Origin of the sequence: Edwardsiella anguillarum ET080813 (assembly GCF_000264765.2) — a bacterium.
Lineage (GTDB): Bacteria > Pseudomonadota > Gammaproteobacteria > Enterobacterales > Enterobacteriaceae > Edwardsiella > Edwardsiella anguillarum.
Window position 1 is genome coordinate 631242 of the sequence record NZ_CP006664.1, and the last position, 18390, is coordinate 649631.

Consider the following 18390-nt stretch of genomic DNA (forward strand, 5'->3'; position numbering starts at 1 on the left):
TCGTCCCGCTCGGCGGCCCCGATCTCAGCGGAAGAAGAACAGCAGTCCGGCGATCAGAAGGATCAGCGCCGGCAGCGGCGAAAAGAACCCGCGCCAGCGCAGACGGCGGGGACGGAATCCGACCCCGTGCACCACGCCGCTGCAGACGGCCCACATCAGCAGCAGCCCCTGCCAGATCGCCAGCGAACTGGTTTTCGCCGCAAAGCGGGTCGGATCCCAAAAGATACAGCCCGCCAGCGCCAGCGCCAGAATCAGGGAGAGGGCCCGCAGCGGGCCCTTATCCATCAGGCTATACAGCCTGTCTGCCAGTCCGGTCATCATTTACCGTCTTGTGCCGCCTTGCTCTCGCGATTCTCAATCGCCATCGCGGTGATGATAGCGAAAAAGCAGGCCATAAGCGTTCCCAAAATCCAGGCAAAATACCACATGCTTAAGCTCCCCAGCGGATCAGTACAGTGAGTGTTTATTGTCTTCGATAAAGTTTTTGTCCAGTCGGCCAAACATCTTGTAGTAGCACCACAGGGTGTACAGCAGCACGATAGGTACAAAAATGATCGCCACAATCGTCATCACCTTCAGCGTCAGCAGGCTGGAGGTGGCGTCCCACATGGTCAGACTCATGTTCGGGTTGGTGATGGACGGCATCACGAACGGGAACATGGTCACACCGGCGGTCAGGATCACGCAGGCGATGGTCAGCGAGGAGAACAGGAATGCCCAGCCGCAGCGATCCAGACGGGAGGTCAGGATAGTCAGCAGCGGCAGCACCACGCCCAACGCCGGAATCAGCCACAGGATCGGATGCGCATCAAAGTTCACCAGCCAGGCGCCGGCCTGATGCGCCACCTCTTTATGCAGCGGGTTGGACGGCGCCGCATGGTCAAGAATCGAAGTCACCAGATAGCCATCGATCCCCTTCACCAGCCATACCCCAGCCAGCAGGAAGGCCACCATCATCACCAGCGCGCAGATCTGCGTCGTGGCGCGGGCGCGCAGGCGCAGTTCACCGGCGGTCTTCATCTGCAGATAGGCCGCCCCCTGCACCAGCAGCATGGTCAGGCTGACCACGCCGGCCAGCAGGGCAAACGGATTGAGCAGCTGGAAGAAGTTGCCGGTATAGAACAGGCGCAGATACTCATCGATATGGAACGGCACGCCCTGCAGCAGGTTACCGAACGCCACGCCAAAGACCAGCGCCGGCACGAAGCTACCGATGAAGATGCCCCAGTCCCACATGTTACGCCAGCGCGGATCGGCAATCTTAGAGCGGTAGTCAAAGCCCACCGGGCGGAAGAACAAGGCGGCCAGCACCAGGATCATCGCCACATAGAAGCCGGAGAAGGCGGCGGCGTATACCATCGGCCAGGCGGCAAACAGCGCGCCGCCCGCGGTGATCAGCCATACCTGGTTACCGTCCCAGTGCGGCGCGATGGCGTTGATCATCACCCGCCGCTCGGTATCGGTTTTACCGAGGATACGGGAGAGAATCCCGACCCCCATATCAAAACCATCGGTGATCGCAAATCCGATCAGCAGCACACCGACCAGCAGCCACCAGATAAAGCGCAATACTTCATATTCGAACATAGTGTGGACTCCTGTTTACCGTGCGTCTACCGCATTCGTCTGTTCAAAGTGATAGCGACCGGTCTTCAGGCTGCTCGGCCCCAGGCGGGCAAACTTGAACATCAGATACAGCTCAGCGACCAGGAACAGCGTATACAGACCGCAGATCAGAATGATCGAGAACCACAGATCGCCTGTGGTCAGCGACGAGTTGGCGACCGCCGTCGGCAGCACATCGTTGATCGCCCACGGCTGACGGCCATACTCGGCCACGAACCAGCCCGCCTCACAGGCAATCCACGGCAGCGGGATCCCCACCAGGGCCGCGCGCAGCAGCCAGCGCTTCTCGCCGATGCGCCCGCGCACTACGCTGTAGAACGACGCCAGGATCAGCAGCATCATCAGCACGCCGCAGCCGACCATGATACGGAAGGCAAAGTACAGCGGCGCCACCTCCGGAATGGAGTCTTTGGTTGCCTTGGCGATCTGCTCGTCGCTGGCCTGAGCTGGGTTATCGGTATAGCGCTTCAGCAGCAGACCGTAGCCCAAATCCTGCTTGCTGTGGTTAAAGGCATCGCGCACCGCCGGATCGGTATTGCCGGTGCGCAGCTCCTGCAGCAGCTGGTAGCTCTTCATCCCGTTACGGATGCGCCCCTCGTTCTCCTTCATCAGATCTTTCAGGCCGATGACCTGCTGATCGAGAGAGCGGGTGGCGATCAGGCCCAGCAGATAGGGGATCTCAATCGCGTAGCGGTTGCTCTCCGTCTGCTGATCCGGCAGGGCGATAAGGTTGAAGGAGGCCGGTGCCGGCTGGGTTTCCCACTCGGCCTCAATGGCCGCCAGCTTGGTCTTCTGCACGCTGCCCATCTCATAGCCAGACTCATCGCCCAGCAGGCTCACCGCGATCACCGACGCCATACCGAAGGCGGCGGCGATGGCGAACGAGCGCTTGGCAAAGGCGAAGTCACGGCCCTTCAGCAGATAGTAAGCGCTGATGCCCAGAATGAACATGGCGCCGGTGACGTAGCCGGCGGAGACGGTGTGCACAAACTTCACCTGGGCGACCGGGTTTAGCACCAGCTCGGAGAAGCTCAGCATCTCCATGCGCATGGTTTCAAAGTTAAAGTCGGAGGCGATCGGGTTCTGCATCCAGCCGTTGGCCACCAGGATCCACAGCGCGGAGAGGTTGGAACCCAGCGCGACCAGCCAGGTCACCATCATGTGCTGCACTTTGCCCAGGCGATCCCAGCCAAAGAAGAACAGCCCGACGAAGGTAGACTCAAGGAAGAACGCCATCAGCCCTTCGATGGCCAGCGGCGCACCGAAGATATCGCCGACGTAGTGAGAGTAGTACGACCAGTTGGTCCCGAACTGGAACTCCATGGTCAAACCGGTAGCGACCCCCAGGGCGAAGTTGATACCGAACAACTTACCCCAGAACTTGGTCATATCTTTATAGATTTGCTTGCCGGTCAGCACATATACCGTTTCCATGATGGCCAGCAAAAACGCCATCCCCAGCGTTAGCGGGACAAACAGGAAATGGTACATCGCCGTTAAGGCAAACTGTAAACGCGACAGTTCGACAATATCAAACATCTTGACTCCTTGCTCCTCGCAGGAAGACTCCGACTTGCGGCAACCCGGCTTCCGTTTTTACGGAAGTCACATAACAACCAGCAATGAATGCCCTTCACCCACAAATGCACCCTGTCCCAATTCTTAACGGCCTACGCTCTCCGCGGCAGCGCCGCTTTAGCAAGCATAGCGCAGAAAACGTTCGCGACTAAGAACCGAAAAAAGATAACAAATATAACAATAGGTCTGACCATGTATTACAGTCTGACAAATATTACCCTCACAGCCAGACACAATAAATCACTTTTTACGTGACGCTGCTTGGATTTCCATTGTTAGGTCAATATTTGCCTACATATACAGCGCTCGCGAATATTGATCTGTCGCAAGATTAACAAAAAATTACATTACAAGCATTATTTACAGCGCCAAATTAGATCAAAGAGCGCAAAATTCAATCAATTAGTGAGTGCGGTAAAATGTACGGATCATGTTAAATAATATAGCGAAAACTGTTTAACTATGAGTTGGAGTGATATATTCCGCCGTCGAGGATCCCTTTCCGGCGCGGTAATATTTCATTTGTCATCTATTAGGACAATAAAAAAGGCCACCCGCCGGTGGCCCGTATCGCGCGGCTCGCTGCGTCAGGCCAGAGCCCGCAGCGCAGCCTGACCGATATCGGCCAGGCTGCGCACCGTGACGACCCCTGCGGCCTCCAGGGCGGCAAACTTCTCATCCGCGGTGCCCTTGCCGCCGGCGATAATCGCCCCGGCATGGCCCATTCGCTTACCCTTGGGCGCCGTCACCCCGGCGATATAGCCGATCACCGGCTTGGTCACATGCGCCTTGATATAGGCCGCCGCCTCCTCCTCCGCGTTGCCGCCGATCTCGCCGATCATCACGATGGCCTCGGTCTGCGGGTCGGCCTGGAACAGCGCCAGAATGTCGATAAAGCTGGAGCCGGGGATCGGATCGCCGCCGATACCGACGCAGGTGGACTGCCCCAGCCCGACGTCGCTGGTCTGCTTCACCGCCTCGTAGGTCAATGTTCCCGAACGGGAAACGATCCCGATACGCCCCGGTTGGTGGATATGCCCCGGCATAATGCCGATCTTACAGGCGCCCGGCGTGATCACCCCCGGACAGTTCGGGCCGATCATCCGCACCCCGGGGCTCTGATCCAGCTTGGCCCGGATCACCAGCATATCCTGCGTCGGGATCCCCTCGGTAATACAGATAATCAGCGAAATACCGCCGTCTATCGCCTCCAGAATGGAGTCTTTACAGAACGGCGCAGGGACATAGATCACGCTGGCGTTGGCGCCGGTCGCCGAGACCGCCTCGCGCACGGTGTTGAATACCGGCAGGCCGAGATGCTCGCTGCCCCCCTTGCCCGGCGTTACCCCGCCCACCAGGCGGGTACCGTAGGCCAGCGCCTGCTCGGAGTGGAATGTCCCCTGGCTGCCGGTAAAGCCCTGGCAGATGACCCGGGTTTCATGATTGATCAGTATCGACATTATTTCCCCTCCACGGCGCTAACCACCTGGCGCGCGGCATCCGTCAGACTGGTGGCCGCAATGATGTTCAGGCCGCTGTCGGCCAGTATTCGGGTGCCCAGCTCAGCGTTATTGCCCTCCAGGCGCACCACCACCGGTACGTGAACGCCCACCTCCGCCACGGCGCCGATGATGCCGTCGGCGATCAGGTCGCAGCGTACGATGCCACCGAAAATATTGACCAGCACCGCCTTAACGTGCTCGTCGGACAGGATGATCTTAAACGCCTCCGTCACCCGCTCCTTGGTGGCGCCGCCGCCCACGTCCAGGAAGTTGGCCGGCGCGCCGCCGTGCAGCTTGACGATATCCATGGTGCCCATCGCCAGGCCGGCGCCGTTCACCATGCAGCCGATGTTGCCCTCCAGCGCGACGTAGTTCAGCTCCCACTGCGCCGCATGCGCCTCACGCGCATCGTTCTGCTCGGGATCCTCCATTTCGCGCAGCGCCGGCTGGCGGAACAGGGCGTTGCTGTCGACGTCCAGCTTACCGTCCAGGCACAGCAGATCCCCCTGCGGGGTGATCACCAGCGGGTTGATCTCCGCCATGGTCAGATCGCACTGCAAAAACAGCGTCGCCAGCCCGATGAAAATCTGGCCAAACTGCTGCGCCTGCTTACCGCTCAGCCCCAGCTTAAACGCCAGCTCGCGCCCCTGATAGGGCTGCGGCCCGGTCAGCGGATCGAGCGCCACCCGGTGGATCAGGTGGGGCGTCTTTTGCGCCACCTGCTCAATCTCCACTCCCCCCTCGGTCGACGCCATGAACACCACGCGCCGGGAGCTGCGATCGATCACCGCCCCCAGATACAGCTCGCGCGCGATCTCGGTCGCCCCCTCCACCAGAATCTGGCGCACCGGCTGCCCCTGGGCATCCGTCTGGTAGGTCACCAGCCGCTTACCCAGCCACTGTTCGGCGAAGGCGCGGATCGCCTCTTTACTCTCCACGCACTTCACGCCGCCCGCCTTACCCCGCCCGCCGGCGTGCACCTGGCACTTGACCACCCAGGGGCCGCTGCCGATTTTAGAGGCCGCCTCTTCCGCCTGACGCGGCGTACTGCAGGCGTACCCCACCGGCGTTGGCAGTCCATAGCGGGCAAACAGCTGTTTTGCCTGATATTCGTGTAAGTTCATGATGTTCTATCCCTATAGGGGCTGACTCTTACTGTTAGGAGCAGGCCCGCCGGCGCGGGCCTGTGCATAGCACGGATTACACGGAGTTACACATCCAGCAGCAGACGCGCCGGATCTTCCAGCATCTCTTTTACCGTCACCAGGAAGCCCACGGACTCACGCCCGTCAATCTGCCGGTGGTCATACGAGAGCGCCAGGTACATCATCGGCAGGATCACCACCTGGCCGTTGACCGCCATCGGGCGATCCTTAATGGCATGCATGCCCAAGATGGCGCTCTGCGGCGGGTTGATAATCGGCGTGGACATCAGGGAGCCGAATACGCCGCCGTTGGTAATGGTAAAGTTACCGCCGGTCAGCTCCTCCACCGTCAGCTTGCCGTCGCGCCCCTTCAGCGCCAGCGCCTTAATCTGTTTTTCGATGTCCGCCATGCTCAGGGTATCGACATCGCGGATCACCGGCGTCACCAGCCCGCGCGGCGTCGATACCGCAATGCTGATATCGAAGTAGTTGTGGTAGACCACCTCTTCGCCGTCAAGGGCGGCGTTCACCTCCGGATAGCGCTTCAACGCCTCCAATACCGCCTTGATATAAAAAGACATAAAGCCCAGGCGCACGCCGTGGCGTTTTTCAAACGCCTCGCCGTACTGGCTGCGCAGATCCATGATCGGCTTCATGTTCACTTCGTTAAAGGTGGTCAACATCGCGGTGCTGTTCTTCGCCTCCAGCAGGCGTTCGGCCACCCGCTTGCGCAGGCGGGTCATGGGCACCCGCTTCTCACGCTCCGCGCTCCGCGGTGCGGCGGCCTGAGACGGCGCGGCGACCGGCGCCACGCTCGGTTGCCCGGCCAGATGCCTGGTGACATCCTCTCGCGTCAGACGCCCGCCGACGCCGCTGCCCTGCAGCGATGACGGATCCACGCCGTGCTCGGCGACCAGACGGCGCACCGCAGGACTCAGGGCATCACTGCTGCCCGTCTCCAAAGCGGCGGTATGGCGCTCGGCCGGCGTCGTCTGCGCCGCCTGCGCACCTGCGCTAATCGCAACGCCGCTTACGTCGGCCGGACGCAGCCGCCCCAGCAGCTGACGCGCCGTTACCGTCGTGCCCTCCGGCTCCAGGATAGCCTCCAACACGCCGGCCTCCGCCGCCGGCACCTCCAGAACTACTTTGTCCGTCTCGATCTCGACGATGACCTCATCGCGGGCGATGCTGTCGCCCACCTGCTTATGCCAGGTGGCGACCGTGGCGTCGGCGACGGATTCAGGCAGATCGGGAACCAGAATTTCTACGCTGCTCATTGTTTATCCTTGTATTAATACGTGTCGCGAATACGGGCGGCAGCGCCCGCACCCTTTATTCCACATTCAGGGCATCGTCCACCAGCGCCTGCTGCTGCTCGCGGTGAACCGACAGATATCCCACCGCCGGCGAGGCCGACGCCGGACGGCCGGCGTAGCGCAGCACCGCGCCGAAAGGGATCACCTCACGGAAGTTATGCTGACTGCAGTACCAGGCCCCCTGATTGAGCGGCTCCTCCTGGCACCAGATAAAATCGCGCGCCTGGGTATAGGGCGCCAGCACCGCCTGCACCGCCTGATGAGGGAACGGGTAGAGCTGTTCGATGCGGATGATCGCCACGTTGTCCTGGCCATTCTTCCGCCGCTGCTCCAGCAGATCGTAGTACACCTTACCGGAGCACATCACCACCCGCTTCACCCGCAGGGCATCGAGGGGATCGATCTCCCCGATCGCCGGCTGGAAGCTGCCCTGCGCCAGATCCTCCAGCGAAGAGACCGCCAGCGGATGGCGCAGCAAGGACTTCGGCGACATCACCACCAGCGGGCGGCGCATGGCGCGCAGCGCCTGACGGCGCAGCATGTGGTAAACCTGCGCCGGCGTAGAGGGGATGCAGACCTGGATATTCTGCTGGGCGCACAGCTGCAGGTAACGCTCCAGGCGAGCGGAGGAGTGCTCCGGCCCCTGCCCCTCATAGCCGTGCGGCAGCAGCATGACCAAGCCGCACAGGCGTCCCCACTTCTGCTCGCCGGAGCTGATGAACTGATCGATAACCACCTGGGCCCCGTTGGCGAAATCACCGAACTGCGCCTCCCAGATCGTCAGGGTACGCGGCTCGGCGCTAGCGTAGCCATACTCAAAGGCCAGCACCGCCGCCTCGGACAGCACCGAGTCCCACACCTTAAAATCCCCCTGGCCGTTGTGCACGTTCTCCAGCGGCACATACACCGCGCCATCCCTTTGGCTGTGGATCACCGCGTGACGGTGGAAGAAGGTGCCGCGGCCGCAGTCCTCGCCGGAGATACGCACCGGAATGCCCTCATCCACCAGCGTGGCATAGGCCAAGTTTTCCGCCCCGCCCCAGTCGAAGGGGCGCTCGCCCTCGGCCATTTCGGCGCGATCGGCGTAGATTTTGGCTACCCGCGCCTGCATCTCTACCGCCTCCGGCACCCGGCTGATACTGCGCGCCAGATCCTGCAGGCGCTGCGGCGCCACCGCATGGGGATACGGCTCATCCCATTCGTGGTGCAGATAGGGATCCCAGGCTACGCTGTGCATGGTCATCGGGCGCCACTCCGCCACGACGCAGCCGCCGCCGTCCAGGGCATCGCGATAGAGGTTGACCATCTCGGTGGCGTCCTCCAGGGTGATCGCCCCCTGCTCCGTCAGGCGATCGGCGTACAGCTTGCGCGGCGTCGGGTGCTTTTTGATCTTCTGATACATCACCGGCTGGGTGGCGCTCGGCTCATCCGCCTCGTTATGGCCGTGGCGGCGGTAGCACACCAGATCGATAAAGACGTCGCGCTTAAAGCAGTTGCGGAAATCGAGCGCCAGCCGAGTGACAAAGGCCACCGCCTCCGGATCGTCGGCGTTGACGTGGAAGATCGGCGCCTGCACCATCTTGCCGATGTCGGTACAGTACTGAGTCGAGCGGGCATCCAGCGGGTTTGAGGTGGTAAAACCGATCTGGTTATTGATCACGATGCGCACCGTACCGCCCACCTCATAGCCGCGCGCCTGGGACATGTTCAGCGTCTCCTGAACGATGCCCTGGCCGGCGACGGCCGCATCGCCGTGGATGGTGATAGGCAGCACGATGTCGCTGCGGGTGCGATCCAGGCGATCGCGGCGCGCGCGCACCGATCCCATCACCACCGGACTGACGATCTCCAGGTGCGACGGGTTAAAGGCCAGCGCCAGGTGCACCGGGCCGCCCTCCGTCTCCATATCCGACGAAAAGCCCATGTGGTACTTCACGTCGCCGGTGCCCAGATGATCCTTATGCTTGCCGGCAAACTCGTCAAATAGCTCGCCGGCGCTCTTGCCCAGGACGTTAATCAGCACATTCAGACGCCCGCGGTGCGCCATTCCCAGCACCACTTCACGGGTACCGTTGCGCCCGGCGTGGCGGATCAGCTCTTTCAGCATCGGGATCAGCGCATCGCCCCCCTCCAGCGAAAAGCGCTTGGCTCCCGGGAACTTGGCGCCCAGATAGCGCTCCAGCCCCTCGGCGGCGGTCAGCTCCTGCAGAAAGCGGCGCTTCTCCTGCGGGCTAAACGCTGGCTGCCCCATCACCGACTCCAGTCGCTGCTGTAGCCAGCGCTTCTCGTCGGTGTTGGTCAGGTGCATATATTCTGCGCCGATGGTGCCGCAGTAGGTCTGCTGCAGCGCCCGGTAGAGATCCGCCAGGCGCAGGGTATCGCTGCCGATGGCGAATGAGCCGACGTTAAAGGTTTCGTTGAAATCCTCCGGCGTCAGATGATGAAACGCCGGGTCGAGATCGGCGACCGGCTCCTGTTTCCACAGTCCGAGCGGATCGAGGTTGGCCTGCTGATGACCGCGGAAGCGAAAGGCATTGATCAGCTGCAGCACCTTCACCTGCTTGACGTCGGTCTGCGGATCGTTGAACGCGAGGCCGAAGCGCGTCGGATCTTTGGCCAGGCGGCGGAAGTACTCCCGGGTCTGGGAGTGCAGCTGATCCGGCGGCAGTCCATTAACCGGAAGTTGTTGAAAAAGGGTTTTCCAGCTCCCCTCCACTGAATCGGGGTCGGTCAAATAGTCCTCATACAGTTGCTCTATGTATGACTGGTTCGCGCCCGCCAGATAGGAGGAATCCAGCCAGGCCTTCATGGTGCCGTTCTGCATTGTGATCCCTTAAGCTCGTAAAGCCTGTTATTCGCCGTGGTGAATATCTTATTTTTAACAGATATTCTTGTATTAACTGAATGTTATTAAAAAAAATTATCGAGATGGCCAGCGCGGGCGTCACCCGGTGATAACCCCGCTGACATTCTGAGCGCCTCTGTGGGCGCCTTCTCGCTTTCCTGGCGCTCCCCGTCGCGACAGACCGAGAGAGCGCGAGACCATTATCCGGCGTATCGCGCGGAATTCTATGCTTTTATGCCCCTCAGGCTCCGCGCTGCAGCAGCATGGATTTAATGTGACCAATCGCGCGCGTCGGGTTTAGCCCCTTCGGGCATACGCTGACACAGTTCATGATGCCGTGGCAGCGGAATACGCTGAAAGCGTCGTCCAGCGCGTCGAGGCGCGGCGCCGTCGCCGTGTCGCGGCTATCGATCAGGAAGCGGTAGGCCGCCAGCAGCCCGGAGGGACCGACAAACTTGTCCGGGTTCCACCAGAAGGATGGGCAGGCGGTAGAGCAGCAGGCGCACAGGATGCACTCATACAGCCCGTCCAGCCTTGCGCGCTCCTCCGGCGACTGCAGATGCTCGCGCGCCGGCGGCGTTCGGCCATCGTTAATCAGGTAGGGCTTGATCTTTTCGTACTGGGCATAAAACTGGCCCATGTCCACCACCAGATCGCGCACTACCGGCAGCCCCGGCAGAGGGCGAATGACGATTTTCTTTCCCCCCCGGCGCAGGGCCGAGAGCGGGGTGATGCAGGCCAGACCATTCTGGCCGTTCATGTTGACCCCATCCGAACCGCACACTCCCTCGCGGCAGGAGCGGCGAAAGGCCAGGGTCGGATCCTGCTCTTTCAGCTGGATCAGCGCATCCAGCAGCATCATGTCACGCCCCTCTTCCGCCTCCAGGGTATAATCCTGCATGCGCGGCGCGCTATCCACGTCCGGGTTGTAACGGTAAATAGAAAATTCGAGTTTCATTACCTGCTCCTCGGCAAATCAGTAAGTACGCACCTTCGGCGGGAAGGCCGCGCGCAGCCGGGGCTGCATGTTGACGCGGCGTTGCACCATGCTCTCACTCTCCGGCAGGTACAGGGTATGGCACAGCCAGTTGGCGTCATCGCGCTCCGGGAAGTCAAAGCGGCTGTGTGCCCCGCGGCTTTCTGTGCGGTAGTTGGCGGCCATCGCGGTGGCGAAGGCCGTCGCCATCAGGTTGTCCAGCTCCAGACACTCGATGCGCTGGGTATTAAATTCACTGGAGGTATCGTCCAGACGGGCGTGATCCAGGCGCTCGCGGATCGTCTTCAGCTCGGCCAGCCCCTGCGCCATCGCCTCGCCTTCGCGGAATACCGAGAAGTTATGCTGCATACAGGACTGCAGATCTTTGCGGATCTGCACCGGATCCTCTCCGTTACGGGTGCCGTTCCAGCGCTCAAGCCGCGCCAGGCTGGCCTCGACGTCTGACTCGCCGGCGTCGCGCAGCGGCCCCTGCTCACGCAGACTCTCCTCCAAATGCAGGCCGGCCGAGCGGCCAAACACCACCAGATCCAGCAGCGAGTTGCCGCCCAGCCGGTTGGCGCCGTGTACCGAAACACAGGCGATCTCACCGACGGCGAACAGCCCGGGGATCACCCGGTCGGCGCCGCTGGCGTCCAGGGTCAGCGCCTGTCCGCTGATGCGGGTCGGAATCCCCCCCATCATGTAGTGGCAGGTCGGGATCACCGGTATCGGTTCCTTGACCGGATCGACGTGGGCAAAGGTGCGCGACAGCTCCAGGATCCCCGGCAGGCGGGACTCCAGCACCTCTTTCCCCAGGTGGTCAAGCTTCAGCTTAGCGTGAGGCCCCCAGGGGCCATCGCAGCCGCGCCCTTCGCGGATCTCTATCATGATCGATCGCGCCACCACGTCGCGGCCGGCCAGATCCTTGGCGTTGGGCGCATAGCGCTCCATAAAGCGCTCGCCGTGCTTGTTTAGCAGGTAGCCCCCTTCGCCGCGGCAGCCTTCGGTCACCAGCACGCCGGCGCCGGCGATCCCGGTCGGGTGAAACTGCCACATCTCCATGTCCTGCAGCGGCACCCCGGCGCGCAGCGCCATGCCGACGCCGTCGCCGGTGTTGATGTGGGCGTTGGTGGTCGACTGATAGATGCGTCCGGCGCCGCCGGTGGCCAGAATGGTGGCACGCGCCTTGAAGTAGACCACCTCGCCGCTCTCAATGCACAGCGCCGTACAGCCGACGATGGCGCCATCCTGATTCTTCACCAGATCCAGCGCGTACCACTCGGAGAAGATCGTGGTGTGATTCTTCAGATTCTGTTGATACAGGGTATGCAGCAGCGCATGACCGGTGCGATCCGCCGCCGCCGCGGTGCGCGCGGCCTGCTCCCCGCCAAAGTTCTTCGACTGGCCGCCAAACGGCCGCTGGTAGATGCGTCCATCCTCCAGGCGTGAAAACGGCAGCCCCATGTGCTCCAGCTCCAGCACGGCATCCGGGCCGGTTTTGCACATATATTCAATCGCGTCCTGATCGCCGATATAGTCTGACCCCTTCACGGTGTCATACATGTGCCATTCCCAGTTGTCTTCATGGGTATTGCCCAGCGCGACGGTGATCCCGCCCTGGGCCGAAACGGTGTGGGAGCGGGTCGGAAACACTTTGGACAGCAGTGCGCAGCGAAACCCCGCCTGAGAAATCTGCAGCGCCGCGCGCATCCCTGCTCCACCGGCGCCGATCACGACGGCGTCGAACTCTCTGACTGGCAGCTTCATCTATATCCCCCACACAACCAATGTTCCGTAAACCAGATAGATCACCAGGACCACCACGATCGCCAGCTGCAGCACCAGACGCAGCGCCAGCGGCTTGACGTAGTCGGTCAGCACCTGCCACATCCCAATCCAGGCGTGGATCAGGATGCACAGCAGGGTCAGCAGGGTAAACACCTGGGTGATCCGCGAAGAGAAGAAATCAAGCCACAGCGTATAGTTGAGCGGGCCTGCGCCGGCCACGAAGGCCAGCAGATAGATAACGTACAGCGTGATGATGATGGCGGATGCGCGCAGCAGCAGCCAATCCTGAATACCGTTGCGCCCCAGCGCCGATGCGTTGCTTACCATACCCATACCCCCGCGCAGACGGAGAGCAGCACGGTCGCGGCAAACGCCAGCTGCGCCGAGCGGCACCCCACGCTAAAGCTCTCCTCGAGATAACCAAAGTCCATCAGCAGGTGACGGATCCCGCCGCAGAGGTGATAGGCCAGCGCCGTCAGGATGCCCCACAGCACCAGCCTGGCCAGCGCGCTATTCAGCAGCGCCGCGGCCTGTGCAAACCCGTCGGCGGAGGAGAGGGAGAGGCCGAGCAGCCACAGTAGAATGCCGATAGCGATGAAGACGGCGACGCCGCTGACGCGGTGCAAGATTGACGCAATCGCGGTGACAGGAAAGCGGATTGTTGGCAAATCCAGATTGACAGGTCTTTGTTTTTTCACAATTTTGCCCACATAGCTCTTATTATTTTCCTCCTCCGGACCTGGGGCGGTATCAAGCAGCGGCGCAAATCCCACGGGGCTGACGCAGCGGGCCGGCGGCGGGCGGGCCTGACTGCAACGGGGGTTTGCTGCTGGGTGCTCCACGGCAGGTGCTCTCACCCGAGGGTAAGTCCCGGAGACCTGGCGGCAGTATAGGGTCGATACAAATTGATTACAATTACAACACAAAATGATTAATAACATTTAACTGGAACAGTGACAGCGGTCACGCATTCACCAGAGGTTAATAAATAAACTGGATTTACAGACAAAACCGTAACATTTTAGCAACAATGAAAGGATTAAAACTGTGCACTATGATTAGATGTTGCCCACGCGGCGTTCCTATGAGAAAACGTTAGGCGGTCGATCGGGAAACCCTTTTCCATACCGTCAACATAATAATCATAATCAGCGCGCAGTTTTGGAAGCATATTTTTAACAACGAGTAACGGCAACAGCGTGGCTATCGTGACAGAGGCTGACCCCGCAGGGTCTGACGCCGCAGGGCCGGATGCCGATCATCACATGCCAGGAAAGCTTACCGCGCTGCACCCTGTGCATCGTTAATGAGTCTAAAAATAGCAGTACCCAAGGAGGCTGTATGGCAGAGAAGAAAGCAACGCTGACGGTGGGCGCAGAGCATATAGAGCTCGATGTCCTCGCGGGGACGTTAGGAAATGAAGAGATCGATATTCGCAAGCTGGGTAGCCAGGGCTACTTCACCTTTGACCCGGGATTCACCTCCACGGCCTCCTGCGAATCCAAAATTACCTATATTGACGGCGATGAGGGGATCCTGCTGCACCGCGGCTATCCCATCGACCAGCTGGCTAAAAACTCATCTTTTCTAGAGGTGTGCTACATTCTGCTGTACGGCGAGGCGCCTGAGCAGGCGGAATACGATGTCTTCAAGAGCACCGTCACCCGCCACACCATGATCCACGAGCAGATCACCCGTCTGCTGCAGGGATTCCGCCGCGACTCTCACCCGATGGCCGTCATGTGCGGCGTTACCGGTGCGCTGGCCGCGTTTTACCATGACTCGCTGGACATCAGCAACGAGCGCCACCGAGAGATCGCCGCATTCCGCCTGCTCTCCAAGATGCCGACCGTCGCGGCCATGTGCTACAAATACTCGCTGGGACAGCCCTTTATCTACCCGCAGAATAACCTCTCCTACGCCGGCAACTTCCTGCGTATGATGTTCGCGACGCCGTGCGAAGAGTACGTGGTCAACCCGGTGCTGGAGCGCGCGATGGATCGCATCCTGATCCTGCACGCCGACCACGAGCAGAATGCCTCCACCTCGACCGTGCGCACCGCCGGCTCCTCCGGCGCCAACCCCTTCGCCTGCATCGCCGCCGGTATCGCCTCGCTGTGGGGACCCGCCCACGGCGGCGCCAACGAGGCCTGCCTGAAGATGCTGGAAGAGATCCGCAGCGTGGAGCACATTCCGGCCTTTATCAAGCGCGCCAAGGATAAGAATGATGCGTTCCGTCTGATGGGCTTTGGACACCGGGTCTATAAAAACTACGATCCGCGCGCCACCGTGATGCGCGAAACCTGCCATGAGGTGCTCAATGAGCTGGGTATGAATGACGATCTACTGGAGGTGGCCCTGGAGCTGGAGCACATCGCGCTGAACGATCCCTACTTCATCGAGAAAAAGCTCTACCCCAACGTCGACTTCTACTCCGGCATCATCCTGAAGGCCATGGGGATCCCCTCCAGCATGTTCACCGTCATCTTCGCCATCGCGCGCACCGTCGGCTGGATAGCCCACTGGAATGAAATGCACGAGGACGGCCTGAAGATCGCCCGCCCACGCCAGCTGTATACCGGCTATACGCGCCGCGACTTCAGCTCACGGCTGGATCAGCGTTAATCGTCCTCCCGGCGGGAACGACGCCCGCCGGTTTCTCCTTCCTGCGTCTCTTCCAGCCCCTCCTGACAGCGCGGACAGCCGTAAAACGGACGCGACGCCGCCTGCGCGCGGATGAGCGTCGTCCCGCAGCGTTCACATGCCTCCCCCGCGCGATGAAATACCCGAAAGCGGAACAGCGCCCCGTGGTGATGCCCCTCGTCGGCCTGACCACGCGTGGCATAGGAGAGACGCGGCAGCGCCAGCAGCGCATGGCAGAGCGATGTCAGCTGCGCCGGGCTCAGCTCCGTCGCCCGCCGCTGCGGCGACAGCCCCACCTGCCACAGGATCTCCACCCGCAGGTAGTTCCCCAGTCCGGCCAGAAAGCGCTGATCCAGCAGCAGCCCCCCCAGCTGGCGGCGGCGAAACGCCGGCGAGCACAGACGCTCGCGTACCTGCGCCTCCGTTAGGGCGGGATCCAGCACGTCGGGGCCGATGCGCAGTAAAAAGGGGTGGCGGAGGATCTGCGCCCGCGGCGCCAGCTGAATATCAGAGGCGCTGTAGAGCAGGATAGCCCGCTCGGCGGTCTCCAGGCGCACACGCAGCGAGCGCGGCGTCGGCGGCGTCTCGCCGGCGGCGGCCACCCGCCAGACGCCGTACAGCTGATTGTGACTGTACATACTCATGCCACTGGAGAAGTGGATCAGCAGCGCTTTGCCGCGCGTCTCGATCGCCGTAATCTGACAGCCCACCAGTCCGGCGGCGTGGCGCTGCAGCGACGGCGCGCCAAACCAGACCTGGGTCAGCGTCTCTCCCCCAACCGCGGCGCGCAGCCCATCTGCCGCCCGGCGAATTTCTGGTCCCTCCGGCATATATGCCCCCTGATGATGTATGTTTGGCAACGTGGCCGAAAATGGATATCCCCAGCCCTGCGCAGGCGTGAGCCTCCTACCGCTACGCCGCGGAGTCGGGTATACCTAAGTGGCGGCGCGACGGCCGTTTTCAACCCCGTCGCACGGCAGCGCCTTTTGGCTGCCCCGATGCCGCCGACAAGCGCTATACTGACAGGCCGACGGCGCGCCCAGGGTGCGCCCATACAGGAGCTTCCATGTATCACACCGCCCTGCAGGCCGGCCCCGATCTGGCGCTGATCCCAGCGCACCCGCGCTTTGCCCGCGCCCTCTTCACGCTGGTCGACAACAACCGCGATCACCTCACCCGCTTTATGCCCTGGCCCCACAGTATGGTGCATATCGATAACACGCTGCAGACCCTGCGTGCCCAGGCCGATGCCCACCGAGCGGGAAGCGCGCGCCACTATGTCATTGTTTACCGCCAGCGCTGCATCGGGCTGATCTCCCTTAACAGCATCGATCGCGAACGCCGCTGCGCGCCGATCGGCTACTGGATCGATCGAGCCCATCAGGGAAAAGGGCTCATCTCCACCGCCCTGCAGGCCCTGATGTACCACTGCGTGGCGCAGGGCCTGGTCACCCGCTTTGTCATTCAGTGCATGGTCATCAACCAACGCAGCAACGCCGTCGCCCTGCGCAACGGCTTCACGCTGGTCGAGACGCGCCGCCGCAGCGAGGAGCTTGACGGCGTACGCTACGATCAAAATATCTACCTGCGGCGCTTTGACTGATCAGGAAGCAGCATATTTCAGTGTAATGAAGTGAAAAGCAAACATTTCCACGACAATCTGCAGAAGACAAAAACAATATATTGATTTTAATGCTAAAAAATACAAATCATCGCCATAAAAACAGATGTTTACCTGCCCTGCACGAGGGGGATAAAAAGATTTTTTAACAAAAATAATGATAGATGGATTATAATACGGGCGTATTGTTTGTTTTCACTTCTTTTCACCGCCCGGCGCTCCTGTCACTCAGGGCCCTTCCCGGCGGTTTTTACTTTTGCGAGGCCATAACATGCAACTGCCACACTGCCCGAAGTGCCATTCTGAATACACCTATCAGGACAATGATATGTATGTCTGCCCAGAGTGCGCCTATGAGTGGAATGACGCCGCCGCCGAGAGCGCGGAAGAGGAGACCCTGATCGTCAAAGACGCCAACGGCAACCTGCTGGCGGACGGCGACAGCGTCACCGTGATCAAAGATCTGAAGGTCAAGGGCAGCTCCTCAATGCTGAAGATCGGCACGAAGGTCAAAAACATTCGCCTGGTCGAAGGCGATCATAACATCGATTGCAAAATCGACGGCTTTGGCCCGATGAAGCTCAAGTCAGAATTCGTCAAAAAGAACTGATTCGCTCCCGCGGCGAATAGCGGGCGATAATACCATTAGTAGACAATTAAATAAGATCATTCGTAAATGAATGATCTTTTTTAGTACTGAATTAATAAAAACATGATTTTTTACTATTCATTTACATCAAAGATGCAATATTTCATGGTAAATAACATGCAAATCATTCGCTGACTTTGGTGACGAAAGCCGACGCTTTTATTATTAAAGTCTTTTAATATCAAACACTAATAATAATTATGCTCTAAAAACGATCAGTAACAAAGGGGATAATCGCGGCTTTTTTTCTGTTATTTTGTAAATTACAGAAAAAAAATAGCAAGGGGTCTATATTCCGCAGAAATTTTTATGTAAGCTATCCATGACAGTACGGAGCGGAAGCAGAATGAGGATATATTCCGTCTGTTTGAATATATATGCGTAGGGCAGGTTGCAATACGCAGTGAGTCAATCAGGTGTACCTTCTCTATTTATATGACACGGAAAGTATCAGCCTGATTGCGTCGTTTTCCCTGGTGTTGGCCGAAATTGGCAACCTGATTCAGCGATGAATCAGGTTTTTTTTTACCTTTTCGGCCTGGTTGTAATTCTATTGACATCTGCCGATAGCGTCTAGTTAGACTAAGGTATAGCTATCATGCGGATACCCCTCTGTTGGCTATGTAAAATTCCCGTTGACACGTAAGATAGAGGATGTAATTAACAGCGGAACGTATTACTGTATATCTTTCGCGATAAGG

The 18390-nt window shown here is 60.0% G+C and carries 16 protein-coding genes; 3 read left to right on the forward strand and 13 right to left on the reverse strand.

Translation table 11 applies throughout. The features are described from left to right. Positions 1-24: 24 nt before the first annotated feature. From ybgE to sdhC, 12 genes are all read right to left on the reverse strand, one after another. On the reverse strand, positions 25-318 hold the full coding sequence (gene ybgE, locus ETEE_RS02915) for a cyd operon protein YbgE (protein ID WP_034164274.1): 294 nt from the start codon (positions 316-318) through the stop codon (positions 25-27). After that, positions 318-428, reverse strand: a complete 111-nt coding sequence (cydX, locus tag ETEE_RS19715; protein ID WP_071844137.1) for a cytochrome bd-I oxidase subunit CydX — start codon at positions 426-428, stop codon at positions 318-320. The genes ybgE and cydX overlap by 1 nt, the downstream gene beginning before the upstream one ends. 19 nt (positions 429-447) lie before the next feature. Continuing rightward, a complete protein-coding gene (gene cydB, locus ETEE_RS02920) occupies positions 448-1587 on the reverse strand; it encodes a cytochrome d ubiquinol oxidase subunit II (RefSeq protein WP_034164219.1) in 1140 nt (379 codons plus the stop codon). A gap of 15 nt (positions 1588-1602) precedes the next feature. Continuing rightward, a complete protein-coding gene (gene cydA / locus ETEE_RS02925; protein WP_034164218.1) occupies positions 1603-3165 on the reverse strand; it encodes a cytochrome ubiquinol oxidase subunit I in 1563 nt (520 codons plus the stop codon). A 626-nt stretch (positions 3166-3791) separates the two neighbouring features. Then, positions 3792-4664, reverse strand: coding sequence for a succinate--CoA ligase subunit alpha (gene sucD, locus ETEE_RS02930; RefSeq protein ID WP_034164217.1), 873 nt, complete (start codon positions 4662-4664; stop codon positions 3792-3794). Continuing rightward, entirely contained in the window at positions 4664-5830 is a 1167-nt protein-coding gene (gene sucC / locus ETEE_RS02935) for an ADP-forming succinate--CoA ligase subunit beta (RefSeq protein ID WP_034164216.1), read from the reverse strand. The genes sucD and sucC overlap by 1 nt, the downstream gene beginning before the upstream one ends. An 86-nt stretch (positions 5831-5916) precedes the next feature. Then, positions 5917-7128, reverse strand: coding sequence for a 2-oxoglutarate dehydrogenase complex dihydrolipoyllysine-residue succinyltransferase (gene odhB, locus ETEE_RS02940; protein ID WP_034164215.1), 1212 nt, complete (start codon positions 7126-7128; stop codon positions 5917-5919). Positions 7129-7183: 55 nt separating this feature from the next. Continuing rightward, positions 7184-9991 carry a 2-oxoglutarate dehydrogenase E1 component gene (gene sucA, locus ETEE_RS02945; protein WP_034164214.1) on the reverse strand — a complete coding sequence of 936 codons (2808 nt, stop codon included), beginning with the start codon at positions 9989-9991 and terminating at the stop codon, positions 7184-7186. Between the two features lie 262 nt (positions 9992-10253). Beyond that, positions 10254-10970: a succinate dehydrogenase iron-sulfur subunit gene (locus tag ETEE_RS02950; RefSeq protein WP_034164213.1), complete on the reverse strand. Its 717-nt coding sequence runs from the start codon at positions 10968-10970 to the stop codon at positions 10254-10256. Between the two features lie 18 nt (positions 10971-10988). After that, complete coding sequence (sdhA, locus tag ETEE_RS02955) at positions 10989-12755, reverse strand: succinate dehydrogenase flavoprotein subunit (RefSeq protein WP_034164212.1); 1767 nt, start codon at positions 12753-12755, stop codon at positions 10989-10991. Further along, complete coding sequence (gene sdhD, locus ETEE_RS02960) at positions 12756-13103, reverse strand: succinate dehydrogenase membrane anchor subunit (protein WP_034164273.1); 348 nt, start codon at positions 13101-13103, stop codon at positions 12756-12758. Continuing rightward, positions 13097-13486, reverse strand: coding sequence for a succinate dehydrogenase cytochrome b556 subunit (gene sdhC, locus ETEE_RS02965; protein ID WP_034164272.1), 390 nt, complete (start codon positions 13484-13486; stop codon positions 13097-13099). Before sdhC ends, sdhD begins: the two co-directional genes overlap by 7 nt. A gap of 631 nt (positions 13487-14117) precedes the next feature. Between sdhC and ETEE_RS02970 the strand changes: the two genes are divergently transcribed. Continuing rightward, positions 14118-15401 (forward strand): citrate synthase, encoded by a 1284-nt coding sequence (locus ETEE_RS02970; protein ID WP_012849416.1) that lies wholly within the window; start codon positions 14118-14120, stop codon positions 15399-15401. On the opposite strand, the gene nei is transcribed toward ETEE_RS02970, so the two are convergent. Next, complete coding sequence (gene nei / locus ETEE_RS02975; protein WP_034164211.1) at positions 15398-16249, reverse strand: endonuclease VIII; 852 nt, start codon at positions 16247-16249, stop codon at positions 15398-15400. The two genes, ETEE_RS02970 and nei, sit on opposite strands and share 4 nt — an antisense overlap. Positions 16250-16485: 236 nt before the next feature. On the opposite strand from nei, the gene ETEE_RS02980 reads away from it, so the two are divergent. Next, positions 16486-17022 carry a GNAT family N-acetyltransferase gene (locus ETEE_RS02980; protein ID WP_034164210.1) on the forward strand — a complete coding sequence of 179 codons (537 nt, stop codon included), beginning with the start codon at positions 16486-16488 and terminating at the stop codon, positions 17020-17022. Positions 17023-17311: 289 nt separating this feature from the next. Then, positions 17312-17650, forward strand: coding sequence for a zinc ribbon domain-containing protein YjdM (locus ETEE_RS02985; protein ID WP_034164209.1), 339 nt, complete (start codon positions 17312-17314; stop codon positions 17648-17650). Positions 17651-18390 lie beyond the last annotated feature (740 nt).